This window comes from Metamycoplasma auris (genome assembly GCF_003253435.1).
Lineage (GTDB): Bacteria > Bacillota_I > Bacilli_A > Mycoplasmatales > Metamycoplasmataceae > Metamycoplasma > Metamycoplasma auris.
The window spans coordinates 1-26,640 of record NZ_QKUB01000005.1 but is presented as its reverse complement, the minus strand read 5'-3'; the positions used below and the strand labels follow the sequence as shown (position 1 = coordinate 26,640).

Genomic DNA, 26,640 nt, shown 5'->3' with positions numbered 1-26,640 from the left:
CAAATTAAAAGAAAGGAGATTTTATATTGCTAAATTTTTAAAAAAACAAAATTTATATACAAAACTTAATTTAAAAAAACTCATGATAATTTCTTCTTTTGAGTTGAATATGAGAAAAAAATTTATGGTAAGTTAACACCTGCTGCAATTAAAATACTCCTTAAATGCAAATTAAAAATTGGAACAGCTATGTTTAACTTATTGTCTAAAAGAAAAGTGAGCTTTGAACTATTGTAAGTAACTAGGAGCGAAAGAAAAATAAATTTCAATTTTGGAACTAGAAAAATTAGGTTTCAAGAGATCAACACTAACCAAAACTATTAAGTGCCTATCATCTTTAGGATACATTGAACATGGTAATAATGAAAACATTAAAAAAATTACTAAGAAAGTTTGTTGCCTACGTAGTTAAAGATTCATTAACATAAACTCTGCCTTTAGATGAAAACTACTTCTTACTAAAATATCAGTTATTACTATGTGAGACCTTTTTAACTTCTTATTATTTAAGAAAAGTTTGGTAAATAAATTTAAAAAAATTTTTTTTAAAAAATAATTTTTATTAATTCTAAAATCTATGCTATACTAATGGCATAGAAAACTTAGTTTTCTTGATTATTTGATGGATTGGTTTCAACCATCTTCCGATCCTGGTACTCGGGTTAAAAAAAGAAACAATTGTAGGTTTAATTACCTACAATTTTTTATTAATTTTATAATTAAAATAGTATGAAAAATAAAATAATGTTTGGAAAAATATTTAAAGTTAGAAACAATATGAATAATTTATCTATTGGTATTAACTACAATACAAATATAATAGATACATTTAAAAAAGGTAAACTTCATCGCCCTTATATAGTTCTTTATTCCAATGATTATGTTTATTATTTATAAGTTAAATCAATTACTAAAAAGAATCAAGATAAAACAACTAATGATGATAGAAATGTAATAGTTCCAAATAGAAACATTTATGGTAAAGAAGTAGAAATTGGCAACGCGATTAATTGTTCTGTAATTAATGTAATGGAAAGAAATATGTTTGAAAGTCTATTTGAAGTAGACAATAAATGAAATGATGTAGAATTAGATGCCAAAATTTATAAAGATGTAATGTCTAAGTTACGTTACACACTTAATTCTAAGAAAACTAAGTTTTATCAAGTAGTCGGTTTTGACAAATATAAAACTAAATTTATAAAAGAAAAAAAGATTGATAGTCAAATTAAAACTGATGCAATAAATTTTATAGATACATATTTTGAATTATTTTATACTCCTCTAACCAAAATAGATGAAACATTATCTAAACTTCCTAATGAATATTCTTCCCTTAAAAAACGCTTTATGCATTTATTTAAGATAACTGAAGAAGAACTTAATAATGAGATTCAAAAACAAAATGAGCAAGAAACTAATGCTAAAGAATATGAAGAAATGTTAAATATGTTTTCTAATAATGAATTAAAAAAAGAAGATAGCAAACAAAAAACAAAAAAGAAGACTAAAAAGAGTGGTCTTGAACTCTAGAATGCTTTTATTTAAGCAAATAAGGCCTTTTTAGGCGCTTCTTGCTTAAGGATGATAAATTATATTATCTAATTAAACTATTGTTATTTGAAGATATTTATACTGATTACTAATTAATAAAATTAAGTAAAAAATTTATGAACTTTTTTAAAGACATAGTATATAATTTAAATTACCTTAAATAGGTAAGATCGGCAGTGTGGTTCTAGCTGGCCATGCCTACCAATTGAGATGGCGAAATTAAGAGATAGAACTAAAGGTATAGGTCATTACCTATACTTTTTTGTACTATAATTTCTAATATGAGTAAATTATTAGTCGGTAAAGTATATAAACAAAGAAAAAAAGAAAATACCTTTGTAATTGCTAAAGATAAATATGGTAATGATATTATTGGGCATGGAATAAATAGACCATTTTTAATCTTCTATTCTGATGATAAGGTTTATTACCTTTCTACTAAAAGTATAAGTGATAAAAATAGAGAATTAACCGTACAAGATAAAGGAAATTTAGTTCTTAAAAAAGACTTGTATGGTAATGATAAAGAAATTGCGATTAATTGTTCTGTAATTAACGTAATGGATCGTGGACTATTCGAATCTCTTTATGAAGAAGATAATAAATTAAATAACTATCTAACTTCAGCATCTACTTATGATAAAGTAATGGAAAAATTACATGATAACTTGAATAATATACAATATTTCGAAGTCGATAGTTTTGATTCAGACCGCACAATTTGAAAATTACCATCCGAAACTATTAAAAACAAAGATATTTGTGAAGAAATAATTACTACTTATAACGAAGAAATAAAATGAAAATATAGGGACTTAATATATAAAGATGAAGATAAGTTCTATTCACTAGTAGAAGAAGAATTTGAAGAAATTGCTAAGCAAAACAAAAAGACTAATATATTAGGTGACGATGGAGGACTAGTTTTATAACTTTCATTTTAAATAGTGCCTTTTTAGGTGCTTCTTTCTTAAGGATGATAATTGCATTATCTAATTAAACTAGTGTTATTTGAAGGTATTTATACTGCTTACTAATTAATAAAATTAAGTAAAAAAATTATTAACTTTTTAAAGACATAGTATATAATTAAATTACCTTAAGGAATAGGGCGTTGTAATTGCTTTTCCCGTCCTTCTATGGTATCTTGGTAACAAGATCGTAGATAGTAAAAAAAAGAGTATAAAACAGACTTTGTTTAAGTCTGTTTTTTTATAATTTTTAATATGAGCAGATTATTAATAGGTAGAGTATATAAACAAAGAAAAGAAGATAGTAAACTTCCAATTGCTAAAAATAGATATGGAGATGATATTATTGGACATGGAATAAATAGACCATTTTTAATCTTTTATTCTGATGACAAGGTTTTTTATCTTTCTGCTAAAAGTATAACTGATAAGAATATTAACCAAACTCTGAATGATAGAAACAACTTAATTTTAGATGTTGACTTTTATGGCAATAATAAGAAAATATCTATAGATTGTTCTGTAATTAATGTAATGGACAAGGAACTATTTGAAGATAATTTCAAAGAAGATAGTGAACTAAATGACTATTTAACTTCTCCACAAACTTATAATACAGTAATGGGGAAACTATTTAGTAATTTAAGAAATATAAGTTACTATGAAATAGATTGTTTTGGAATAAATAAAACATATTGAAAACCACAATCGGAAGCAATTAAAAACAAAGATATTTGTGAAGAAATAATTATTACATATAAAGATATTAGATGAAAATATAGAGACTTAATATATAAAGATGAAAATAAATTCTATTTACTAATAGAAGAAGAATTTGAAAATATTGCTAAGCAAAACAAAAATACTAATAAATTAGGTGATGATGAAGGACTAGTTTTATAGTTTTTTTGAATACAAATAAGACCTAACATAAGGCCTTTTATTTTATGTTTTTTCTAAAAATATATAAGAATTATAATTAAGTATTATGGGCAATATAGATATTGATATATTCGATAATACTTTAGAAACTACTAAAGAGTTATATGAAAATAGAGCAAAGGAATTAAATGAAAAAGAGTTTAATTTTAGAACTATAAAAAGACAAAAACTTTATCCTAATTGGAAAATTTCTAGAAAAGAAAAAAGGAAATGAATTACTTTAGGTGGTTTTTTTTATTTAAATAATACAATGTATGAAATGCTAGGTTCTAATAGTAAACTTAAACGTTTTATCTATTATCATGATGAAAAATTAAAAGAAATTTCAAAGTGTAAATATGAGCTTGATAACTTAAATTTGTCAATTCATTTATATTTAGACAATTCATAAAATTCCAATGCATTTAAAGGAATTATTACCCAGTAAACAATTACTAAATTACTATCTTAAAAAGTTAGAAATTAAAGAGAAATTAGTAGCAAAAAATGATGAAATTTTAAGTTAAATAAAAGGTAATCTATATGTTACTAATTAACCGGTAATATTAGAAATGGATGACTTTTTTATCAATCACAAAGGCACAAAGATTAAAAAAAATGTGAGTACGTGAAGTAATTCTACATACTATAAAAAATAACAAATTATCAAATGTGATAAATATTTTTACTAAAAATTTAGATGATCAAAAGATTAAAAGTAACGCCCTAGAATTTATAAAAAATCAAATTTTTAGTGAATTACCCACAAATAAAAATGACCAAAAAATTAATTGTAAATGGTGATGGTGCTAGATGAATAAAGAAGTTAGCAAATAAATTAAATGCTTATTATTCATTAGATCTTTTTCATATTATTCATTCATTTATTTATTTAATTATTTAATAAGGCATTTTATTTTTAAGATAAAAAATTGGATAAAAAGTGTATTATTTTTTAGTTCATAAGGCAAAAAAATAATGCCTTTTTTATTTAAAAGGAGTTTTCTTAAAAAATGCATAAATCAAATAAAATTCTTTTTTCTTTAGGATCAATTACTTCTATATCATTTCTTCCTTTATTATCAGTTTCATGCAAAAAGCATGAAAAATCTAATTCCAAAAATGTTAATGATTTATTAAATTCAATGTCTATGAATAATAATAAGGATTTAATAGAAAATAATGAAGAGACTTTAAATAAAAAAGATAGAAATAATTCGCAAGAAAATAATATGCCACTTGCAAATAATTCCAATCCCCTAGAAGATACAACAAAGAATTTCTCTTCTTATATTCAAAAACAATTCAATCAATTAGAAGAAACAATCAAAGACCTTGAAAAATCAGAATTTGATCTTTCTAAATATAAAGAAAATAAGGATATCCTTCCAGTTGGAGCTGAAATTAAGACAAATGAGGAGTTTAAACAAGTAATTTCGCAATTTCATTCATATTTTTCTGAAAGCACAAAGAAATATAAAGAAGAAATTAGTAAATTACTACAAAAAATTAAAGATAAAATCCAAGAAGAATTTGAAAAACTAAAAGAAGAAATTGAAGGCTTTTTAACCGAGATTAATCATACAATTCAATAAAAAAGTTACTTAAAAACTTAATATAAGTAGGAAGAAAATCTATTAATCCAAAATTAAATCAAATTAGTTTTCTAATTATAATTACCTAAAAAAACTAGTTTTTTTTCTTATATAGATTTTTTTAAAATATAATTTTATTTTGATTTTGATTAATTTAAAAAGCTCCAGTGGCGGAATGGCAGACGCAGTTGACTCAAAATCAACCGGTTAAGAGCCGTGCTGGTTCAAGTCCAGTCTGGAGCACCATATAATTAAAATCAAAATGATTATCTAACCTTAAAATAAAAAGAATACTTATTTCAATCAATTTTGAGATAAGTATTTTTTATTTATAATTATGTTATTATTTATTATCTTTAAAATTAGATAATTAATGGTTGGAGGTATGAAATAACTTATGAATAATCGTAAAATGGAATTAAAAAAATTAAAAAAATACGAATTACATTCTAGTTGATATTTAATTCTAATTCTGACAGCTATTTTTGCAACATGATTATTAGTAATTTACATTGTTTCAATTTTTCAAAATAAATATCTTGAAAATGATGATTTAGGGCTAACTAATGATATTGTTGTTAGTATCATTACTGGTTTAATTTCAGGAATTCTTATGATCTTATTTGCTTTTATCTTCCTTGATCTTGTCAAAAGGTCATTTATTAAGGATTATTTTAGTTACTATTCTTATTTAAATGCATTACGAAATAAAACTAAGTATACATTTTTTAAGGATTCAAAGATTCCTAAGGATCTTTATGCAAAAAATGCAAAACAAATGACAAAAATGGAATTTATATCAATTGTTGCTGGAATTTTAAATTATTCAATAATGTCTCCACATTATAAGAATTTAGTCAATGAAATTGATAGTGACTTTGCTCTACATTCTTTCTTGACACCAAATTTCAATAAACTAAGAAAAATTGCAATTTCAAAAATAATTATTTTTGATTTATTAATTCCAATTTCAATTCAGAGTTTATTATTGAGCATTATTATTCTTATTAATAATCGATCAATAATGTTAACTTCAAGTATTTCTCATAATTCAGAAGATATCTCAATTTCAGCGATTACAAGAATTTTAATTATCTTGCTAACAACAATTTTTTCACTAATGATTTCAATATCAATTTATGAATTTTATATCTTAAACAAAATTAAAAACTACAATAGTTTCAATGACTTTTATTTTTTATCATTTAATAATTATGACTTCAAAAAATTAAATTCATCCTTGATTAAAAGATAATATATAATAATAAGTTTTTCAATCCTTAGCTATTTAATTTTTTAGGTTGTTTTTGTAGTACAATTTGTTATGTGAATTACACATTCAAAAACTTAAAAATAAAATTACACACTTTCAATTAGAAAACTAATTGAAGTGTGTTTTTGTTTAAAAGTTTCCTGGACATTTCACATAGATAATTTATTCTAATAAAATCAATAATCAGTTTGAATGAAAACTGAATTTAAATAACTTAAAAAAAAAAAAAAAAAAAAAAAAAAAAAAAAAAAAAAAAAAAAAAAAAAAAAAAAAAAAAAAAAAAAAAAAAAAAAAAAAAAAAAAAAATAACGCAGAAAGGTTTTAAAAACAAGTAATGAAAAAAACAAATAAGGTTTTATTATCATTAGCAAGTGTATCTATTTTAGCTACCCCTTTACTTGCAGCTTCATGTAATAGAACTGCTAAATTTGACCAAATTGATGATGGAATCTTAAAAATTGCAGCTGGTTTTTCTGAAAAAAATGTTCAAGGTGAAGCACTTAAGGGTGTTGTATCTGCATATAATGATTGATTAAATAAAAATCCAGATAAAGCAAATGAAGGATATTTACCAGTTAAATATGAATTTTTGCCAAATGGTTACCAAACCGGTCCTCTTACAACCAAGTTGGCAGCCAAGGAACGTAAAACGTTCTGAAATATTTTACTAAATTATCCAACTTCTGCATCAATAATTGCACAAAATAGTATGAACCTTGCTTTAAGTGATGAAGAATTTGAAGCTTTAGGTATTGCTGACGCATTCAAAGATTCAAATAAAGCAATTGGTGGAAATACCAAAAATGAAAAATGAGTAGTACCATTAGGGGTTTCATCTGAAATAAGTTCAATCAATAAAGTTCTTGTTGGTAAATTTGCAAGTGAATTAAAAGATAAAATGGGTGTTAAATATGAAGAATCTAAATCATCTAAGTTAAAATCATATATTGAATATTACAATAGTAAAAGTAATGGTAAAAAGTCTTATGTTGATAAATTTTGAAAATCAGCAAAAGCAAATATCGATGAAAATGTAAAAACTGAAATTTCAAAGATGAATCTTGATTTATCAGATGAGATTTTTAACTCTTATGAAAAATTAGTTAAATTTGCAATTGCTGCTAGAAAAATGTATCCAAAAGATCTATCAAAACCTATTTTAGGTATTGACTCACTAGCTACTGCGATTAACGTTATGACTGCCGCTAAAACAAAAGGTGATTTAACAAAAGGATTTATAACTCCCTCTCCAGAACATGTAATTGATGGTGGGTATGATTATTCTTCATTTTTAAAAGATGGTACATCACAAAACAAAATATTTAAAGACTTATTAGAAATTATTTTTGAAGGTATTAAAACAGGTGCTGTTTGAGTTGGTGGTGGTGGAGCTTATGGTTCTAACTTATTAACGAAACATAATATGGCTATAAATATTGGTTCTACTGCCGGATATTCTCATACCTATATTGACTCAGATCATGTAACTATTAACTATGTAAATGAGGAAAAAAATACAATTGATTCTAGAGATATATTTACACTTTCTGAAGGAAAAGAAAAATCATTATTGAAATTTACTTCAGGTAAATATACCAATGATATTTATGCATCTAATTCAACAAATGACCCTGGAAAACATAACAAGAAATTTGTATCCAAAGATAAGGCTGATGAATTGATTAATAAGGTTAAATCTAATTATGCTAAATATAAGTTAGTACGTTTAGGATACGATAAAAATACTAATCAATTAGTTCTTTCTAAATCAAATGGAAAGATCGATAAAGGTTATAAATTAAAAGATGAGGATAAAGGAAAAGTTGTTCATTTAGGTGTAATCTTTAGTGGAGATCAAATTGAATACTCATTAGTAGAATCAACTCTTATTAAAGAAAAAAAATTAGATAGTAATGCACTTTTAAATAAAGTAGATGCTGATTGAGTTAGTGCACCATTAAAAGGCAAATCTGAAGATAAGAATTCTGTATTTGTTCAAGGTCCATCAATGGTTCTAATTCATGCAAATGAAAGAGAAAATAAAGCTACAAAACTATTTGTTAACTGAATGTTCAAAAACAAACTTAATAGTATAGAGTTTAATAAAACCAAGAAAGCAGTAAAATTTGATAATATAGTTCCAATTGATGCATTTAATCAATATTCAAGTTATATATCTCCATCTAAATCTTATTTTGAAACAAAAAATGGAGATATATCGAAATTAAAACTAAATGATGCATCAAAAATTGCATTTGAAAACCTTAAGAAAATTTCGTCAGACTCATCGAATTATCAAACAGCGGATGATGTTGCGTCTGTTAAATCAGATAAGCTAAGAGATGCAATTGGAAGTGCTGGTAGAAAGATGGTAAATGAGGTTGCCTCAAGCAAACCAGTTGATTTAAAGGACTTCTTAGCTCAAATTGATAAACTATTTAAATAATCAAATAATTCAAATTAAAAACATACACATTAATTGTGTTGTTTTTAATGAAAGATAAATTATGAAAAAAAATTGATGAATTTTAGGCACATCTCCACTATTAATATCATCTTTTGCTATTATTTCATGTACCACAAAAATAAATAATGAATACTATGATAGTTTAAAACTAAATAATACCTTTTTTGGTGTTACTAAGTTAGATGAAGTAGGAAAAATCTTTAATACAAAGTATAAAGATAAGATTATAAAAAATCAAGAAACTAGAGAAATTGTTGAAGTAGAAAGAGATCTTTGGGAAAAATTCTTTGCATTAGAAGGTGTTGTTGAACAAATTGTTGACGGTGATACTTTAAATGTAAAAATTACAAACAACAAACTACATAATAATGAATATTTCAAAAATGGTGAAGTTATTGGAATAAGAGTGCCAATGATTGATACACTAGAAGAATACAAAGAAGCTCCGCAAAAAGAAAGAGCATTGGCATCCTATGATAGTAGTTTTGCAAGGAAAATGTTACCAGTTGGAACAAAAGTAAGAGTTATTACTGATAATTGAGCTAATAAATCATATAATCGTTTTGTTGGATATGTATTCTTTGGTAATAATTTTGAAAAAGAATTAGATATTGAAATGTTAAGAAATGGATTTACACTGCCAAGGGTTCAAGAAGTTACATTCAAGAATTTTATCTCGGACTATGATGATGAAAAAAAATCATCCCCAGCTTCATATTTAATTCCTTATGTTGCTAAAGCATTTAATGAAGGATGATTGAAAAAAAGAGGATTCTATAAAAAAGAAGGAAATGAAATTATCCTAAATAATAAAAAGCAAATTATCAAATTTAAAAATCCAAAGGAATTCTCAACTGTATATGAAGCTCATGGTGAGGCATTAATAAATGATGCTTATAGATTCTTCTATCCAACAGTAATACCAAAAAAAATACATTCTATATTTAAGAATGAAAAGAATAACTTCTATGAGTTTTTAGAAAAGCAAAAAGAAAACAATAAAAAATAATTTAAGATCAAGGAAAAAATAATGGAAAAATCGAATGGTGGATTAACACAGCAAGATATTCATGGTTTTTCAAAAGAACGTTATTATGCAAAAAAATCAATTCCTGCAATTGAAGTTAAAGATTTAGTTATTGACTTTGGTGAATCTTTAGCAGTTGATAATGCTTCTTTTACCATTGAACGTGGTGAGTTAGTTACTTTACTTGGACCATCTGGTTCAGGTAAAACAACCACTTTGAACGCAATTTCTGGTCTATTGCGTCCTACAAGTGGTAAGATTTTCTTCTCCGGTGTGGATGTAACCAAGTTTTCACCACAACAAAGAGAATTAGGTCTAGTTTTCCAAAACTATGCCCTATATCCACATATGACTGTGTATGATAACATTGCATTTCCTTTGATGAATGATAAACACTGAAAAGAAGAAACAATTGAAAAATCAAAACTAGCACAACAAGAAATATTTGAAATCATTTTCAAGCACTTCAATGTTGATGCGAATTTAATTGCCGATTCAAGAACTAAGTTATATCATTCAATAGATAATCCAAAGGAAACAAGAAATTATCTAACAGAACTAAAAACAGAATTTAATAACATAATTGATAATGAAGTCAATGATTATAACTTTATTCTAACTAAGAAGACTGCACAATTATCTTCATTAACAAAAAAGGTGTTAAAGGATATTAAGGATACTAAGCAAGCAATTAAAAAAATTGCATCACAAAATAAAGATGCAAAAACTAAGGCAACAAAAGAAATTGCTGACTTAAAATTAATTTTGGATAAAAGAATTGAAGATCTTGAAAGAGAAAAAAACAATTCAACTGCAAAAAACATTGTTTCATCTTATGAACAAGAAATTGAAGCAATAAAGAAAGAAATATTAGCAAAAGAAAACTTCATTCAAAATTTAAATAAACCTAATAACACTAAAGAATTAACAAACACCTATATTGAAGAATATAAAAACTTAGTTAATGAATATAATAAAAAAATTAATGAAGCCAAAGAAATACTAGTATCTAAGACCAAAAACCTGGATATTAGTCCTGAATTAAAAGAAACCTATTTATCTGAGTTTAACGGAGTTAAGAATCAATATGAAAGTTTAATTGCAGAAGCAAAAAACCAATTAGGTTTGAAACTATCAGAAACTGATTTAAAATATAAAATTAAATTCTTAAAAGATAAATATGTTGATGAATATAATAAAACAAAAGCTGACTTTAATCAAAAAATAGAAGAAGCTAAGCAAGCTCTAAAAGCTAAAATTGCGTTACAGAAGGAATCTGATTTAAACGATAAGATTAAAAAGATTGAAAAAAGAATTGTTTTTGTTACAAAAGAAACAGAATTCGCGTATCAACAAGCAATCAAAGACTTATTGCAACCAATTTTTGAGCAAAAAAATATTAAGGCATCCAATACTAAAAAAGCATTAAATGAATTGATCTTAACCTTGCCTACTGAATTACAAGAAGAAATCAATAATCTTGGTAAAGATGTATTAACAATTGAGGAAGCAATTGTAAGAGATGTGTTAGATGTTGCTCAAAGAGTTGAAATTACAAAAAATTTAGCTAAGCGTCCAACACAATTATCTGGTGGACAACAACAACGGGTAGCAATCGCTAGAGCAATCGTTAAGAAACCAAAAATTCTTTTATTGGACGAACCACTTTCAAACTTAGATGCTAAACTTCGGATCTCAACAAGAAAATGAATACGTTCAATTCAACAAGAACTAGGTATTACAACTGTTTTTGTTACTCATGACCAAGAAGAAGCTATGTCAATTAGTGACAAAATCATTTGTATGTCAACAGCTAAGGTACAACAAATTGGAGCACCTATGGACTTGTACTTACATCCAAAGAATGAATTTGTTGCAAAATTCTTAGGTATGCCAGAAATGACTGTCTTTGAAACTGATGTTAAAAATGGTTATGTATACTACAATAATCATAAATTAACAAAAGCACCAGTTGGATATAAGAAAGATAAAATTAGTCTTGGTTTCCGTGGTGAATCATTGATTGAAGATGAAAATGGAATTATTAATGGAGATATTAAATTAGTAGAATATCTAGGAAAAGAAATTCAAGCACAAATCTTTATTAAAGAAATTAATAGAGTAGCTAATGTTTTCTTAGGTGCAAAAACTAAGTATGATATTGGTGAAAATGTTAAACTAAGCATTAAAAGAGAAGAATTGTATCATCTATTTGATATTGATACAAAGGAAAGACTTTAATGAGAACTTATTTTTGAAAAAAGTATCGGATTAAAAAAACTGGCGAAGCACTAAGTATTCTAAATACAAGAACGCCATTTTGAAAACCATTTCTTTTAATGCTTCCATCATTAATAGCACTATTTTTCATGGTAGTTATCCCATTTATCTTTGTTATTATTGGTTCATTCCGGGCAAGAGTTCACTTTACAACTTATGGATGGTCAATTAGTCACTATTGAAATCAAAGCGGAACAGTTGGAATTCTAAATGATCCTAAATTCCATATTGCGCTAGTTAACTCATTAGTATATGCAGTTACAGCATTACCAATTGGATTGATGATTTCAATTTTAATTAGTACTGCAATAACAATGGTAGTAAGAAAATATGCCCAAAACTTTTGACAAACAGTTTTCTTCTTACCATATATGACAGGTGCTGTTGCTGTATCACTAACATTTACAGCTATCTTCGGGAGAGCTAACGAAGGTGCAATTCTACCTCTACTATATAACTCATCAAGTAGATGAAATCCATTTATAGTTATATTAATTCGTGGGGTTTGAGGAGGACTTGCTTTCCAAGTGCTGATTCTAACAACAGCAATGCTTTCAGTTAATCCGGATTTATATAAATCTTCCGCAATTGATGGGGCTTCAACCTCAAAACAATTCTTTATGATTACACTACCATCAATCCAAAGAACACTTTCATTCCTATTTACAATTGGTATTATAAATGGAATTAAAGTATTCCCTCTTGCACTATATAACAATAATGCAACTGATGCTATTGCAGAAAATGGAAGTTCGCTATTAATCTATATCTTCCAAGCAGTTAGATTTTCAAGTGGGGATTTTGGTAGAGCTATGGCATCATCAGTATTCCTATTTGTATTAGGTGTTACTTTATCATTCACATTAAGAAAAACTGTTTCATTAATCTATCAAGCAAAAATTAAATTAGGAGAAAGAAATGTTATTAACAAGCTTAAAGCTGAGATACAAACGAGAAAAATCAGCTTTAAAATCTAAACAAGAGTTAATGAGTAAACCTTACTCTACGACTAATGTTTTAGGTAAACTTTTTGAATGATCATTTAAAGTAACAATCCTAACGTTTTTTAGCTTCTTAGTTATTCTTCCATTTTATTTCATGATTGAACAAGCACTAGTAGATCCAAAATTTTATGAAAATCCTGGATTTAGTATTGCATGATGACCATTTAGTTATGAAAAATATCTTGAAGCAAATCGGGAATTTAGTGGTAATTTAGGAACGAGTTTATTCTTTTCTAACTTCAAGGGCGCAATTGAGCAAGGATATTTGCAATCACTAGTATTTACAGCTGGTTTTGCTGCGCTATCAGTAATTGTTAGATTATTCTTTGCAATTACACTTGGATATGCACTTGCAATGAAAAATTGAAGAGGAAAAAATGTTTTCTTCAACATTCTATTAGCATTGATTGTTATTCCAGAAATTACACTTATTTCCTTGCAATATACTCTAGTCTCCAAAGCAGGATGACTTGGAACTAAAAATCCATTTATCATTGTTGCTATGATTGTTCCATTTGCAACATCAATCTTCAATGCTTACATGTATAGAGACTCATTTGATGCAATTCCTAACTCAGTTAAGGAATCATCAATGTTAGATGGCGCAAACGGATTTAAATATTTCTTCAATATTGCTCTTCCAATGGTAAAAGCAACAACCTGAACTGTTATTATTCTTACAGCAATTGCATCATGGAACTCATATACATGACCTGCATTGCTATGGGATTCAGCACCTGGGGAAACAGCTGGATATTATGCACCAATTAACCTTTGATTGTTTACAACTGGTAGACATGAAGTGGCACCAGGACAAATTCAAATTGTGCTATCTGTAAGAATGGCAGCAACATTGTTAGCAGTTATACCTATGATTATTGTTTACTTTATTTTAAGAAAGAGAATAATGGCAGCAATTTCAAGACGTGGAAGCGGAGCAAAAGGATAATAATATGGAATATAAAGAGTATAGTTCTCTAGCAACAAAAAGAAAAGGTAAAAGAGTTGCAAAAAAGATAATGAGTATTTTTTGAATCATATTCATTGTTGTAATTGGTTTAGTAACTTTAGGTTTCATGCTTTATGGATTAATTATTGGAGTATTCCAAGTATTTAATCAAGATACTTTAAGACTATTTACCTAAAAAAATCGCACTCAAAACTAAAAAGCAAGCATTGGTTGATGTTTGCTTTTTATTTATATTAACTCCTAAATTTAATATAAAATATTAAATTATGAAATTTTTTAAATTTGAATCAAGAGAAATGCGCATTGCCTGACACACGCTAAAAAAAATTAATCAACTTGAACCTGAGATTTCATTATTGAGTGATGAGCAATTAAAAAATAAAACAATTGAATTTAAAGAAAGAATCAAATTAGGCGAAGCTCCTGAGGATATTCGTCATGAAGTTTTTGCCGTTGCACGTGAGGCAACAAAAAGAATTCTAGGTAAAAGACCATTTGATGTCCAAATGATTGGTGGGATCATTCTTGATTTAGGTTCTGTGGCAGAAATGAAAACAGGAGAAGGAAAAACAATTACATCAATTGCTCCTGTGTATCTAAACTCTTTAAGTGGTCAAAGTGTTATTGTCTCAACTGTTAATGAATATTTAGCAGAACGTGATGCGGAAGAAATGGGATTGGTATTCAAATTTCTAGGTTTAAGCGTTGGTATTAATAAAGCTCAAATGCCTGCAGATTTAAAAAGAGAAGCATATGCTTGTGATGTTGTTTATTCAGTCCACTCTGAATTAGGATTTGATTACTTGCGTGATAATATGGCAATGACGAAGGAAGAAAAAGTTCAAAGAGGTCTGGACTTTATTTTACTCGATGAAGTTGATTCAATTTTAATTGATGAAGCAAAAACACCTCTTATTATTTCAGGTGGAGATCAAGAAGAGAGTTCAATGTATAATATTGCAGATCTTTTTGTGCAAACACTAAATCATGATGATTATTTCATTGATGAAGAAACAAAGTCTGTTTATTTAACTGATGCTGGAATTGAAAAGGCAAATAAATATTTTAATTTTGAAAACCTTTATGATTTAGAAAATTCTGAATTGGTGCATCGAATTCAAAATTCTCTAAGAGCACATAAAGTTATGAAATTAGATGTTGAATACATTGTTCGGAATGACAAAATTGAATTAGTTGATTCCTTTACTGGTCGGATTATGGAAGGTAGAGCCTATTCAGAAGGTCTTCAACAAGCAATTCAAGCTAAAGAAAGAGTAGAAATTGAATCAGAAACAAAAACACTGGCAACAATTACCTATCAAAATTTCTTTAGATTATTTAAGAAAATTAGTGGGATGACAGGAACTGCTAAAACGGAAGAAAAAGAATTTATTGATATTTATAACATGCGTGTTAATGTAGTACCAACTAACAAACCAGTAGTAAGAGTTGATGATCAAGATGAAATTTATGTTGATATGCATTCAAAATGAAAAGCAGTTACAAAAGAAGTTAAAAGGGCATATTCACGTCGTCAACCAATTTTAATTGGGACTGCCCAAGTCGAAGATTCAGAAATACTACATGAATATTTAGTTGAAGAAGGAATTCCACATACTGTTTTGAATGCAAAGCAGGATTCCTCTGAGGCTGATATTATTTCAAGAGCAGGGGAAGCAGGGGCTGTAACAATTGCAACAAATATGGCTGGACGTGGAACTGATATTAAACCATCCAAAGAAGCAATAGCTAACGGGGGGCTTTATGTCCTTGGAACTGAAAAAGCCGAATCACGTCGGATTGATAATCAACTTAAAGGTAGATCAGGACGTCAAGGTGATATTGGATATACTAAATTCTTTTTATCACTAGATGACCAATTAATTTTAAGATTTTCAGTTCAAGATCAATGAAAGCAAATTTTTAAGGAATATGGTTCTGATCCGATTCCTGGTAAAGCAATTAGAACTGCTTTTCTAAGAGCCCAAAAGAAGATTGAAGGTTTCAACTACGACAGTCGTAAAAGTGTTTTAAATTTTGATGATGTTATTAGACAACAACGTGATTTAATTTATGAACAACGTGATTTAATTTTGAATCGTGATGATCTTGGTTCAATAATTCATAAAATGTTTGAGGTCGCAGTACAACAAATTGTTAACAATCCATATTTTGTTAGAAAAAATGACACAATTGATTTTGATAATTTTGCCCAATACTTAAATAGCAATTTTATGCTTCTAACAAATCATAAATTTGATGCTAATGAAATTAAAAAAATGGATAAAGATGACTTAAGTGCTTATATTTTTTCAATTTGAAAACAAGAATATGATGTCTTAAGACAAAATATTATTGATAAATATGGAATCTCTTCTTTAGTAAAAAATGAACGTAACATAATTCTTAATGTTTTTGATGCTGGTTGACAAGATCATATTAATGTTATGGATAAATTACGTCGTAGTACACATTTAGTGCAATATGCCCAAAAAAATCCATATCAAGTTTATACAAAATTAGGTTCGAAGAAATTTAAAGATTTAACTAATCGAATTGCAATGGAATGTTCAGCAAATCTTCTTAATAACTATGAAGCTCTGCCTGCAAATAATAGTGCTTTTGATTTTCCTTGAGTTACAAGTCAACAGGAAACTAATACCCAAAGTCAAAGTCTTGAAAATCTTAAGGAATTCATTAAATTTTTATTAGAATCAGAAAGACAACATTTAGAAAAAAAGAATTTAAGTGATGAAGAAATAATTCAAACACTTGAAGAGAAAAAAAATGAAATTTTAAGAGAATTTAGATTTAAGATTGATTCAATAATTAAACAAAATGAATAAAAAAAATAAGGCTAGATTATAAAAACTAGTCTTATTTTTTATCATATTCTCAGAAGTTATTGATATAAAAATTAATCGCTTTTTCTAGTACTTCTTTGTTTTGATCATGAGTAATGCGATTCTTTAATGCTTCATCAACCTTAACTCACTCTACAATTTCAATTTCACCAATTTGTTTTTTTAATTCAAAGTTTTTTGGTTTTCCTAAAAAATAAATAACATCCTTTGTGACATTAAAAAAAGGTGAATAATTAACTTTTTCTTTAAATCCTGGAAGAATCTCAATGTCTACATTAGTTTCTTCTTTAACTTCTCTTATTGCTGTTTCTTCTTCGCTTTCGCTATCTTCAACTCTTCCTTTTGGAAAAATCCAATGCCCTGCAATTTGTTGCACAAGTAAGACATATAATTTTGATTCAATGTTATGCAATACCACTGCCCCACATGATTTTACATACCTCATATACTTCTATATTCCGCCTTTATGTTTAATAAATGTATTTATTGATACTATTGTAATTATATTTAAAATTAGGGTTGAATTTATAATAAGTTTAAATATTTTTAATTTATTAAAAATAGTTTGATTCTTAGTTATATTGAAATCATCGTTTGAAGATAAGAATTTAATTATTTTTTGATGTATTGAATTGAATAAAAATATTCAAACAATTAATGCCATTGCAATAATAATTGCTGTAATAACTAATCAAAAAATTACTTTTAAAAGTTTATAGTGTCTTAGGGAATTTCTTTCTTTGTATATCGGAAAATAACTAACTGTCATAAGAATAATTGCTATGACCATAATTATACTTAAAGATAATATACCAATGAACCCGATGTTGCTTATTGATGATGTAGGATGATAAAAAAAAGAAATGCTACTAGCAATCATTGAAATTATGGCAACAATTAAACATATAATTGATAGCAAAAAGAAAGTGAAGAAATTTCTTTTATTAATCCCATCTATAAGTCGATTTACTTTATTCATAACATATTATTATAAAGAATAAAATCACAATTTTAAGTATTGCATAATTTCATTAAAATCAAATCAAAAAATTAGAAATTCTTTTAGGTTTTTTGGTCATGCTAATTTGGTAAAATATATGTATATTTTAGGGAGCTGAAATGTCATTTGAAAAAAAATATTTAGCATTATATCGTCAATACCGTCCTAGAACTTTTGATCAAGTATATGGGCAAAAAAGCATCATTGAATCATTAAAAAATATTATTAGAGAAAATAAATTAACACATGCTTATTTATTTTGTGGTCTGCATGGCAATGGAAAAACTTCAACTGCAAAAATTTTTGCAAATGCAATCAATTGTACACATCGAATTGATGAAAATCCATGTCAAGAATGCATTAAGGATCTTAATCAGAATATGGATATTATTGAAATTGATGCTGCTTCAAACACAGGTATTGATGATATTAGGGAATTAAGAGAAAAAATCAAACATTTACCTACAAAAGGAAAATATAAAATCTATATCATCGATGAAGTGCATATGCTTTCAAAAGCAGCTTTCAATGCCTTACTTAAAACAATTGAAGAACCCCCTAAACATGTAATATTTATTTTAGCAACAACTGATCCCCAAAAAATTCCGCTTACAATTCTAAGTCGTGTGCAAAGATTTAATTTTAGAAAAATTGACAGAGATACTTTATTTTTACAACTAAGTAATATTTTTAAACAAGAAAATATATTAGCAAATGAAGATGCAATCAAATTAATTATTGATTTAGGGAATGGAAGTTTTCGTGACACACTAAGTATTGCTGATCAAATTTCAATCTATTGTGCAAATCAAACAATAACTAAGCAAGCAATTGAGGAGTTATATGGAATTGTTAACATTAATAATATCTTGTACCTTATAAATGCAATCAAGACACATGCACATCAGCAACTAATTAAAAAATACAATTACCTAGTTGAAAATGGTGCAAGTATTGAAAAGATGCTAATTCAAATTTTTAGACTCTTAAAAGATTATTATGTTTGAAAAAAAACGTCTGATCTAGGTCTATTAGAATTTAATGAAAAAGATAACTTAGATTCCTTAGATATTGATGAAGATAGTTTGTTTTTCTATCTTGAATTGATTCAAAAGGCAATCCAAGAAATAAAAAACTCTGATATTCCAAAACAAATAACTGAATTATATCTTTTAAAAATGGCTTCTTATAATGATTCGCAAATCAATAAATTAGTTGAAATCAAAGATAATGTGAATAAGATTGATGATGATGTTGAATTAGTTTCTTTGAATAATGAAAGTAACGATATTAAAAATGATGAAACAAAGGAAAAATTAAAAAATAATATTGAATTAGAAATTAAGCAATCAGAAAACAAAAGTCCAATTGAGCAATTCAATGATGTATTTAATTTAGCTGCGATATCTAACTCATATGATAGGCAACTTCAAACTAAAATATATGAAAGACATAATCAATTATTAGATAATACTAATTTGGATGAACAATTAGATAGCTTAAAAAACAATGCAAAAACTATTAATGAAGATATAAATAATTTTGCGCAAGAAGAAAATAAAACTAGTTTTTTAGATGATATTATTAGTCCAAAAGAATTAAATTTGAATCCTGAGGAAGATATTAATATTCTTAAACCAGAAATTGATCAGGATGATGTTAACAAGTTAGCTTTTATTTACCAATATATAAAATTAGGCTTATATGGTTGAGAACAAAGTAAGTCTCAAATTAATTTAGATGCAACATACTTTAATATGCTAAAGTCGAAAATTCAAGAAAAATACGAGCATTTAATTGAACTATTTTTAAGTTTTAGAATTCTTTTTAGTACGAAAGATTTTGTTGTTTTAAAAACTGATGATATTCAAAAAGTTCATCAATTAAATCTAAGGGCAAATACCGAAGAAGTAATTGAAGCCTTAAATTTAATTTTTAATCGATATCTAAATGTAATTGCCATCAGTAATGATCAATTTGATCTTGCCAAAGAATATTGCTTAAAAAACTGAAAAGAATTGAAAGACAAAGAAATTAAAATGTATTCATTACCAAATTTAGATAAATATAAAAATAAAGAATCTGAAACATATGAATATGCAAGAAAACTTTTTGGTGATATTGTAAAGAAACCTCAAAGTTAAAGGAATGAAAGAAAAAAGGAGTTATAAAATGAATATAAATGAAATGTTAAAGAATGCCAAGAGAATTCAAGGTGAAATTGATAAAGAAGAACAAGTTATTGCTAAAAAAGAATTTTTGATTGAAAAACAAGGAATTAAAGTAACAATGCTTGGAAATAGAAAAATCAAGAGCATTGAAATTAATGAAGCATTAATCGATCCAGATGATCCTGAACTAATTCAAGATTTAGTCATGCTAGCTGTTAATGAAGCAATTGATATAGTTGATAATGCTTATGAAGAAATAAGCAAAAAATATACAAATAGTGGATTACCATTTTAATGAATAACGCATCAATCACAAAAATTATTGAATTACTTAAAAAAATTCCTGGAATTTCAAATAAACAAGCTAATAAAATCATTAATTTTTTCTTAGAAAATAATCAAGATTTTACCAATGATTTATTTTCAAAAATTATTGAAATACAACAAAAAACAAAGAAATGTAAACATTGTCAAGCATATTCAGATAATGAAATCTGTGATATATGCTTAGATAAAAAAAGAGCAAGTAAATTATTTATTGTTTCTGACAATCAAGACATTGAAAAGATTGAATCCCTAGACATTGAAAAAGGAAAATATTTTATTTTTAACGAAATTATCAATCTAAAAAAAATAACTGAACTAATTACTAAAAAGATTGATCTATTACTAGAAAATATAAAAAAATTTGATGAAATCATTCTTTGTTTGAATACGGACTTGAATGGCCAAATTACAATGCAATATCTAAAAAAAGAAATTAATACAATTTATCCAAACAAAAATGTATATCAACTTTCGATTGGAATTCCTTTTGGAATGTCAATTGAATCAATTGATCCAATCTCATTAAAGCAATCAATTTTAAATAAAAAAAGAATCTAAGAAAGGCAAATAAACAATCATGCAAAAAAAAGGTAAATTTATTGCAATTGAAGGAATGGATGGTTCAGGAAAAACAACAATCATTCAAATGTTAAAAAATGAATTAATTAGAAGAAACATGATTGATAATTTTGTGTTTACTAGGGAGCCTGGTTCAGCTTTTTCAAAAGAAGCCGAAAAAATCCGTCAATTGATTTTAGATAATGAAAACTATTTTTCACAAATGGTTGATGCATTGCTTTTTGCTACATCAAGAAGATTGAATCTTGAAAAGGGAATTTGACCTGCTTTGGAGGCAGGAAAAAATGTAATTACTGACCGTTATACAACTTCTTCATATGTTTATCAAGGAATTTTAGGCAATGTCGGACTCGAAAATGTCTTAGAAATCAATCAAATTGCAACAAATTATACTGAACCGGATTTGATTATCTTTTTTGATTTGGAACCATCAATTTCAATTGAAAGAATTACTAAAATGCGTGATAATATTGACCGTCTTGAAAGTTCGGATGTATCATACTATATTAAATTAAGAGATGCATACAAAGAAATCATTGCTAAAAATAAAGATAAATATAAAGTTATAGATGCAAGCTGTTCAATCATTGAATTATTCAATAAGGTTCTAAATATTTTAGAAGAAGAAAAGATTATCTAATGGTACATCCTATCTTTAAAAAAATTATAAATAATTCAATTATTGAAAAAAAGCTAGGACAATTCTATTTAATTTCATCAAAAACAATTAAATCTTTTGATGAATATTTTTTATATTTTATTAATCACATTAATAATGAAAATTTTGAAAAAATGTCAAATATTAATTTTGGCGAATTATATTTTTTTATTGATGGAAAAAATCAAATTATTGCAAAACAAAATATTCTTGATGCAATTAAAAATACTTCTGAAACTTCGATTCTTGCTTACAAAAAAAGGAAGATTTTGATTATTAATAGCATCGAAAGTGGAAGTCAACAATCCCTAAATAGTTTACTTAAATTTTTAGAAAATCCGCCACATAATACAATTATTTTGGCATCATGTAATTTTATATCACAAGTTATTAAGACAATTAAATCAAGAGCTTTTATTATTGAAATTCCAAATGAGATAAACGATCCTGTTTTAGATGCAAATAATGATTTCTATGTGAATTTTTTTGCATCAATCAATGAAGATTATGATGAAGATTTAATTGTGCTTTTAGAGAGCTTAAAAAAAGCAATCTTTGAATCACATTCCAATCCTTATGCATTAATTAAAATTATTATTAAGGATTTTAATTCTGAAAATAAGGAAATATTTCTTAACTTTGCTATCTATTGCTTCTTTTTAATTTATAAATTAAAAAAAGAGATTAATGATCTTTCTATATTAAAAGAATTTAATCTAAAAAAAGAAATGTTTGACTACATTCCAATTTATAAGATTATTAATCTCTTTAAGGAAATAAAAAAAAATTTAAAAAATGCAGCTAATTTCAATCTACAAAAAAGTAAACTACTTATTAAATTAGAGGATTTTTATGGATTATAAATTATATGTTGTAGGTACACCGATTGGGAATCTTGAAGATATAACTTTAAGAGCGATTCGAATTCTTTCAGAGTCAGATATTATAGTTTGTGAAGATATTAAAGTAAGTAAGAAACTTTTAAATCATCTTAATATACAAAACAAGCAATTTATTTCTTATCATAAATTTAATGAAAGAAAAATAGCATCTAAAATTATTGAATATATTTTATCAGGCAAAAAAGTTAGTTTAATTTCTGATGCAGGAATGCCATGTATTTCCGATCCGGGATTTAATTTGATAGAAGAAGCAAAAGAAAATAATATTTTTATTGATGTAATTGGGGGAGTTAGTGCCTTTGTTAATGCATTTATAAAATCCAATTTAGGATCAACTTTTAGTTTTCTAGGTTTTTTAAAAGATAAAAGTGGTGAACGAATTAATCAATTAAAAAAACTAACTGAAGGAGTTTATGTTGCTTATGTTTCGCCACATAAATTAATTAATACAATTAAGGATTTTGAAATTGTTTTTGGTAATGAGATAAAAATTTATTTGTGTAAAGAGTTAACTAAGTTACATGAAAAAGATTATTTTGGAAACCCATCGCAAATTCTATTTGACCTTGAAAATGAAAATATTAAAGGAGAATATGTAATTTGTTTCTTAATTAAGAAACCAAAGCATATTAAGATAAATAAATATGAAAATAAAAAATATGCCTAATTACTGATTGGCATATTTTAATTATTATAAGATGAAATATTTTGGATTAATTATTTGTTTTAGCAATAAATGCATCTAAACGGCTAGCTTTTCTGGCACCATTGTTTTGGTGTAAAACACCTTTTGAAACAGCTTTATCAATTTCGTGGTGTGCTTTTGCTACTAATTGTGCAGTTTTATCACTTTTAGATTCAGCTGCTAATTTAGCTTTCTTAATTGCTGTTTTAACTGATGATTTAATTGCAGAATTACGAGCGTTTGCTTTTTGATTAGATAATATTGCTTTTTGTTTTGATTTAATATTTGCCATTTTTTTGCCTCTTCTTGCTAAAAAATTAATTAGCAATCATAATTTTACATAAAAAAAATATTTTTTTTATAATTAGTCAATTTTTTAATTTTCAAGGACTTAGAGACCATTTTTAATTGTAATTAAAGAATAAAAATAGTCTCAATTTATGAGGTAGAAATTCTTATTTTAATAAAATATTTTTATATGAAAAAACCTGATGCAATTATTAAACAAATCATTGATAACACTGAGTATCAAATTAAATTTTTTTATACCAATGCAAAACATGTTTATTTAACTTATGAAGATGGTTTTTTTATTGTAAGAGGAAAATTTATTAATCTACATGGTCAAAAATTTGAGAATTTTTTAATTAATGCAATGAATAGAATTCTAAGTAAAAAAAATAAATTTCAAAAGCAGCCACTTGAGATTGATACAATTAACCAACAGTTTTATTATTTTGGAAAGCTATGTAAATACATAGTAGTTAGAAATGAAATTATTATTCAAGATGAAGATGACAATCCAATTAAAACAATAAAATATCATGAATCAAATAAAAGTCTAGATGTAAGTGAGATTATTAAAAAAGAAATAAAAAATGAATTAGTTAAAAAATTTAATTTGCTTGCAACCGAGGCAGCAAAACAAATTTTAAACAAAGAAATTAACTTTAAGTATTCAGTACACAAAAAAAAGACATCGTGAGCATCAATTATTGTCCAAAAAAATAAGATTAATTTATGTATAGATTTAATGTATTTTGATCCTCAAATCATAAGATATGTTGCATATCATGAAGTCTCCCATATCGTCTATCAAAATCATTCACCGAAATTTTGATTATTAGTAGTTAAATATATTCCAGATTACAAGATTCTAAAAAATAAGTTAAAAAACCATATTTTTAAATAAAATTTTTAACAAGAGATTGTTTTATGGATAAAGAATTAATAGTTATTTTAGTCGTTGTATATTGTTTTCTTTTCATAATGCTTGTTATAGATACAATTTTTATCGTATTATTCTTTAAAAATAAAAGAAAAAAACAACTTCAAGTTTCGGAAGAAAAGCAAAGTCAGACTACAAAATTGGAAGAAGAACTTCAAATAATAAAAAGGATGATTCCTGAAACGCAATTGATCAATGATGGAGTGTACAAAAAGGATACAAGTCTTACTTTTAGATCTGGTAAGATTCTAATTAATAGTTTTGGATTATTTGTATTAAAAGAAATTGATGATAATGGTATAGAGTTAGAAGGTAATTTTAACCAACGTCAATGAATCCTACATCAGGAAAATATCAATTATTATATAAATAACTTATTTTGAGATTTAAGAAATAATATCAAGGATTTAATTCCAATCTTACCTAATAATCTTCCAATTGTTGGCATTCTAGTTTTCCATTCAATTTCTCAATTTAAATTAACAGAATTCCCTGAATATTTGTTGTATACGAATATTAATGATTTATCAAATTTGATGTATGAAATTAAATCTAAATTGCAATCAACATTAACAATTGATAATATCAATAAAATTATTGAATTATTAAGCAATAAACGAGTAAAAAATTAAAGAATTTCTATTTATTTTCAATAAAAAATGGCAATTTAATGTCATTAATTTTTTTTATTGATTTTTTGTTTTAAAATATAAATGTATAGTTTAAATAAATCTTGAAAAATATCTTTGAATACTATATTAAAAAAGATAAAAAAGTGGGAGAGAAGATGGCAAAAAGTACATTAGAAAGATACTATATTTCCGAAACAGTTCCTGATGAAAATGGAAAAGTATCTTTTAATTTTAAAAAAGCAAACGAAAAAATTTCAGGTAGCTTTAGTGATTTTAATGAAGCACTATTAGAATACATAAGAATTGGTGAAGCTTCAGAAAATCCTACACGTGTTTGATTCCATCAAGACGGAGCATACCGCGGAAGCGTTAACGTTGAAAAAGCATATGTTATTGTAGATAGAATTAAAGGTCAAAGTGTAGCAAACGAAGAAGCAATTAAATACATTGAAAAAGAAAACCTAGTTGACAAACCAGCACCAAAAGCTTCAAAAAAGAAAGTTGTAGAAGAACAAATTATAATTGAAGAAGAAAAGACTTGTCCTCTAGAAGAAGAATGCAAAGAAGAATGCAGTGAATGTAAAATGGAAGGTGATGACAAATGCAGTTGTTGCAAAGAATGTAAATGCTGCAATGGCGAAGAAAATAAAGAAGTTGTCGAAGTACCTGCTAAACCATCTAAAAGAGAAAGTCGTGTATTCTGAGTATTCTTTACATTGTTATTACTATTAACAATTACAAACATTGTTTTAATTGTTCTACGTATTACAAACAAAATTTAATTTTAAATGCTAAGAAAGAAATGTTGTATCAAAATACGACATTTTTTTATTAGGTAATAAAACCACAATAAAGTTTAATTTCAATAAAATTGGGGATGTTCAAAATTAGGTGGTGTACTAATTAAAAACAATTACATATATTATTTTATCGGGGTTTTTGTAAAAAAATATAAGTTTTTAAAAATTATTTTGAGATAAAAAATATGCTTTTAGCATAATTTAAAATAAAATTAATTAATTTTATTTAAAAAGATAATTTAGGCCTCAATGTAACTTTCTAAATAAATAGCATTTTGGTTTTTTGTTAATAAGACCATGATTGATTGAACACTATATATTGTTCAATTTCTTTTAATTTTCTTTTTAATTAAATGTGAAACAAAAGACTCAGCAACATTTCCAAAATACAAGGAGCTATCCATAGGCACACCTATAAGTCCTTTGAGATTTCTTTTTATATATTTTAAAAAATCAGTTAAGTGAGTTCATCTAGTCTGATTTAAATAATCCTTTAGTTGGTTTAGGGAGTTTTCTAAAAATCTAATTAAATCTTCATAATTTTGATTGAAAATAAACCTATTGATTAACTTTTCTAACCGAATACCAGTATCTAAATAATATTGGTCAAGCATTGATTTTAATTCTTTTGAATTGTTAAAAATAACTCCTAGTTTTTGTTTTAAATGAAAACGGCAAAGTATATATTCTGCTTTTAGTCTTACTGAAAGATTTTTAATCCAAGTAGCACCG

Annotated in this window: 27 protein-coding genes, 1 tRNA gene and 1 pseudogene; 25 read left to right on the top strand and 4 right to left on the bottom strand. The window is 26.0% G+C overall.

The features are described from left to right. The first annotated feature begins 729 nt into the window (after positions 1 to 729). The 16 genes from BCF89_RS03435 (at position 730) to secA (ending at position 16,908) form a co-directional block, all read left to right on the top strand. Positions 730 to 897, top strand: coding sequence for a hypothetical protein (locus tag BCF89_RS03435; protein WP_170108354.1), 168 nt, complete (start codon positions 730 to 732; stop codon positions 895 to 897). Between the two features lie 144 nt (positions 898 to 1,041). After that, a complete protein-coding gene (locus BCF89_RS03535) occupies positions 1,042 to 1,533 on the top strand; it encodes a hypothetical protein (protein WP_211305416.1) in 492 nt (163 codons plus the stop codon). A 302-nt stretch (positions 1,534 to 1,835) separates the two neighbouring features. After that, positions 1,836 to 2,486, top strand: a complete 651-nt coding sequence (locus BCF89_RS02175; protein WP_111518603.1) for an Mbov_0400 family ICE element protein — start codon at positions 1,836 to 1,838, stop codon at positions 2,484 to 2,486. A gap of 294 nt (positions 2,487 to 2,780) precedes the next feature. Beyond that, a complete protein-coding gene (locus BCF89_RS02170) occupies positions 2,781 to 3,428 on the top strand; it encodes an Mbov_0400 family ICE element protein (RefSeq protein WP_111518602.1) in 648 nt (215 codons plus the stop codon). Between the two features lie 85 nt (positions 3,429 to 3,513). After that, positions 3,514 to 3,858, top strand: coding sequence for a hypothetical protein (locus BCF89_RS08175; RefSeq protein ID WP_111518601.1), 345 nt, complete (start codon positions 3,514 to 3,516; stop codon positions 3,856 to 3,858). A 363-nt stretch (positions 3,859 to 4,221) separates the two neighbouring features. Further along, entirely contained in the window at positions 4,222 to 4,350 is a 129-nt protein-coding gene (locus BCF89_RS08170) for a hypothetical protein (RefSeq protein ID WP_277870049.1), read from the top strand. A gap of 109 nt (positions 4,351 to 4,459) precedes the next feature. Continuing rightward, a complete protein-coding gene (locus BCF89_RS02160) occupies positions 4,460 to 5,041 on the top strand; it encodes a variable surface lipoprotein (RefSeq protein ID WP_111518599.1) in 582 nt (193 codons plus the stop codon). 161 nt (positions 5,042 to 5,202) lie between these two features. Next, a tRNA-Leu gene (locus tag BCF89_RS02155) sits at positions 5,203 to 5,287 on the top strand. Between the two features lie 151 nt (positions 5,288 to 5,438). Continuing rightward, positions 5,439 to 6,296, top strand: coding sequence for a hypothetical protein (locus BCF89_RS02150; protein ID WP_111518597.1), 858 nt, complete (start codon positions 5,439 to 5,441; stop codon positions 6,294 to 6,296). 352 nt (positions 6,297 to 6,648) lie between these two features. Next, on the top strand, positions 6,649 to 8,760 hold the full coding sequence (locus BCF89_RS08165; protein WP_111518593.1) for a P68 family surface lipoprotein: 2,112 nt from the start codon (positions 6,649 to 6,651) through the stop codon (positions 8,758 to 8,760). A gap of 61 nt (positions 8,761 to 8,821) precedes the next feature. Next, on the top strand, positions 8,822 to 9,790 hold the full coding sequence (locus BCF89_RS08160) for a hypothetical protein (protein WP_111518591.1): 969 nt from the start codon (positions 8,822 to 8,824) through the stop codon (positions 9,788 to 9,790). 21 nt (positions 9,791 to 9,811) lie between these two features. Then, positions 9,812 to 12,049, top strand: a complete 2,238-nt coding sequence (locus BCF89_RS08155) for an ATP-binding cassette domain-containing protein (RefSeq protein ID WP_111518589.1) — start codon at positions 9,812 to 9,814, stop codon at positions 12,047 to 12,049. After that, positions 12,049 to 13,065 carry a carbohydrate ABC transporter permease gene (locus BCF89_RS08150; RefSeq protein WP_111518587.1) on the top strand — a complete coding sequence of 339 codons (1,017 nt, stop codon included), beginning with the start codon at positions 12,049 to 12,051 and terminating at the stop codon, positions 13,063 to 13,065. Before BCF89_RS08155 ends, BCF89_RS08150 begins: the two co-directional genes overlap by 1 nt. Continuing rightward, a complete protein-coding gene (locus BCF89_RS08145; RefSeq protein ID WP_111518585.1) occupies positions 13,007 to 14,041 on the top strand; it encodes a carbohydrate ABC transporter permease in 1,035 nt (344 codons plus the stop codon). The genes BCF89_RS08150 and BCF89_RS08145 overlap by 59 nt, the downstream gene beginning before the upstream one ends. A 4-nt stretch (positions 14,042 to 14,045) precedes the next feature. Next, on the top strand, positions 14,046 to 14,237 hold the full coding sequence (locus BCF89_RS08140) for a hypothetical protein (protein ID WP_111518583.1): 192 nt from the start codon (positions 14,046 to 14,048) through the stop codon (positions 14,235 to 14,237). Between the two features lie 91 nt (positions 14,238 to 14,328). Continuing rightward, positions 14,329 to 16,908, top strand: a complete 2,580-nt coding sequence (gene secA, locus BCF89_RS08135) for a preprotein translocase subunit SecA (protein ID WP_111518581.1) — start codon at positions 14,329 to 14,331, stop codon at positions 16,906 to 16,908. A gap of 31 nt (positions 16,909 to 16,939) precedes the next feature. Here the strand turns inward: secA and BCF89_RS02105 are convergent, their stop codons facing one another. Both BCF89_RS02105 and BCF89_RS08130 read right to left on the bottom strand, forming a co-directional pair. Next, the gene (locus BCF89_RS02105) at positions 16,940 to 17,371 is read right to left on the bottom strand and encodes a bis(5'-nucleosyl)-tetraphosphatase (RefSeq protein WP_111518579.1); all 432 of its coding nucleotides are present in this window, start codon (positions 17,369 to 17,371) and stop codon (positions 16,940 to 16,942) included. A gap of 6 nt (positions 17,372 to 17,377) precedes the next feature. Further along, on the bottom strand, positions 17,378 to 17,905 hold the full coding sequence (locus tag BCF89_RS08130; RefSeq protein WP_111518578.1) for a hypothetical protein: 528 nt from the start codon (positions 17,903 to 17,905) through the stop codon (positions 17,378 to 17,380). 140 nt (positions 17,906 to 18,045) lie between these two features. Between BCF89_RS08130 and dnaX the strand changes: the two genes are divergently transcribed. Genes dnaX through rsmI form a run of 6 tightly spaced genes read left to right on the top strand, consistent with a single transcriptional unit; the run spans position 18,046 to position 23,230 of the window. Continuing rightward, positions 18,046 to 20,070 carry a DNA polymerase III subunit gamma/tau gene (dnaX, locus tag BCF89_RS08125; protein WP_111518576.1) on the top strand — a complete coding sequence of 675 codons (2,025 nt, stop codon included), beginning with the start codon at positions 18,046 to 18,048 and terminating at the stop codon, positions 20,068 to 20,070. A 28-nt stretch (positions 20,071 to 20,098) separates the two neighbouring features. Next, complete coding sequence (locus BCF89_RS02090) at positions 20,099 to 20,392, top strand: YbaB/EbfC family nucleoid-associated protein (RefSeq protein WP_111518575.1); 294 nt, start codon at positions 20,099 to 20,101, stop codon at positions 20,390 to 20,392. Next, positions 20,392 to 20,982, top strand: coding sequence for a toprim domain-containing protein (locus tag BCF89_RS02085; RefSeq protein ID WP_111518574.1), 591 nt, complete (start codon positions 20,392 to 20,394; stop codon positions 20,980 to 20,982). The genes BCF89_RS02090 and BCF89_RS02085 overlap by 1 nt, the downstream gene beginning before the upstream one ends. Before the next feature lie 19 nt (positions 20,983 to 21,001). Further along, positions 21,002 to 21,643 carry a dTMP kinase gene (gene tmk / locus BCF89_RS02080; RefSeq protein ID WP_111518573.1) on the top strand — a complete coding sequence of 214 codons (642 nt, stop codon included), beginning with the start codon at positions 21,002 to 21,004 and terminating at the stop codon, positions 21,641 to 21,643. Continuing rightward, positions 21,643 to 22,524, top strand: coding sequence for a DNA polymerase III delta subunit-related protein (locus tag BCF89_RS02075; protein ID WP_111518572.1), 882 nt, complete (start codon positions 21,643 to 21,645; stop codon positions 22,522 to 22,524). Before tmk ends, BCF89_RS02075 begins: the two co-directional genes overlap by 1 nt. Further along, positions 22,514 to 23,230: a 16S rRNA (cytidine(1402)-2'-O)-methyltransferase gene (gene rsmI / locus BCF89_RS02070; RefSeq protein WP_111518570.1), complete on the top strand. Its 717-nt coding sequence runs from the start codon at positions 22,514 to 22,516 to the stop codon at positions 23,228 to 23,230. The genes BCF89_RS02075 and rsmI overlap by 11 nt, the downstream gene beginning before the upstream one ends. Positions 23,231 to 23,276: 46 nt before the next feature. Here rsmI and rpsT read toward each other — a convergent pair whose 3' ends face one another. Next, positions 23,277 to 23,540 (bottom strand): 30S ribosomal protein S20, encoded by a 264-nt coding sequence (gene rpsT, locus BCF89_RS02065; RefSeq protein ID WP_111518568.1) that lies wholly within the window; start codon positions 23,538 to 23,540, stop codon positions 23,277 to 23,279. Between the two features lie 186 nt (positions 23,541 to 23,726). Between rpsT and BCF89_RS02060 the strand changes: the two genes are divergently transcribed. The 3 genes from BCF89_RS02060 to BCF89_RS08115 all read left to right on the top strand — a co-directional run bounded on the left by BCF89_RS02060 (position 23,727) and on the right by BCF89_RS08115 (position 25,890). Further along, the gene (locus BCF89_RS02060) at positions 23,727 to 24,440 is read left to right on the top strand and encodes a YgjP-like metallopeptidase domain-containing protein (protein ID WP_111518566.1); all 714 of its coding nucleotides are present in this window, start codon (positions 23,727 to 23,729) and stop codon (positions 24,438 to 24,440) included. 23 nt (positions 24,441 to 24,463) lie between these two features. Beyond that, a complete protein-coding gene (locus BCF89_RS08120) occupies positions 24,464 to 25,108 on the top strand; it encodes a hypothetical protein (protein ID WP_111518564.1) in 645 nt (214 codons plus the stop codon). Between the two features lie 155 nt (positions 25,109 to 25,263). After that, positions 25,264 to 25,890 (top strand): hypothetical protein, encoded by a 627-nt coding sequence (locus tag BCF89_RS08115; protein ID WP_111518562.1) that lies wholly within the window; start codon positions 25,264 to 25,266, stop codon positions 25,888 to 25,890. Between the two features lie 257 nt (positions 25,891 to 26,147). On the opposite strand, the pseudogene BCF89_RS08110 reads toward BCF89_RS08115, so the two are convergent. After that, a pseudogene (locus BCF89_RS08110) lies at positions 26,148 to 26,640 on the bottom strand (Mbov_0401 family ICE element transposase-like protein); the annotation flags it as partial.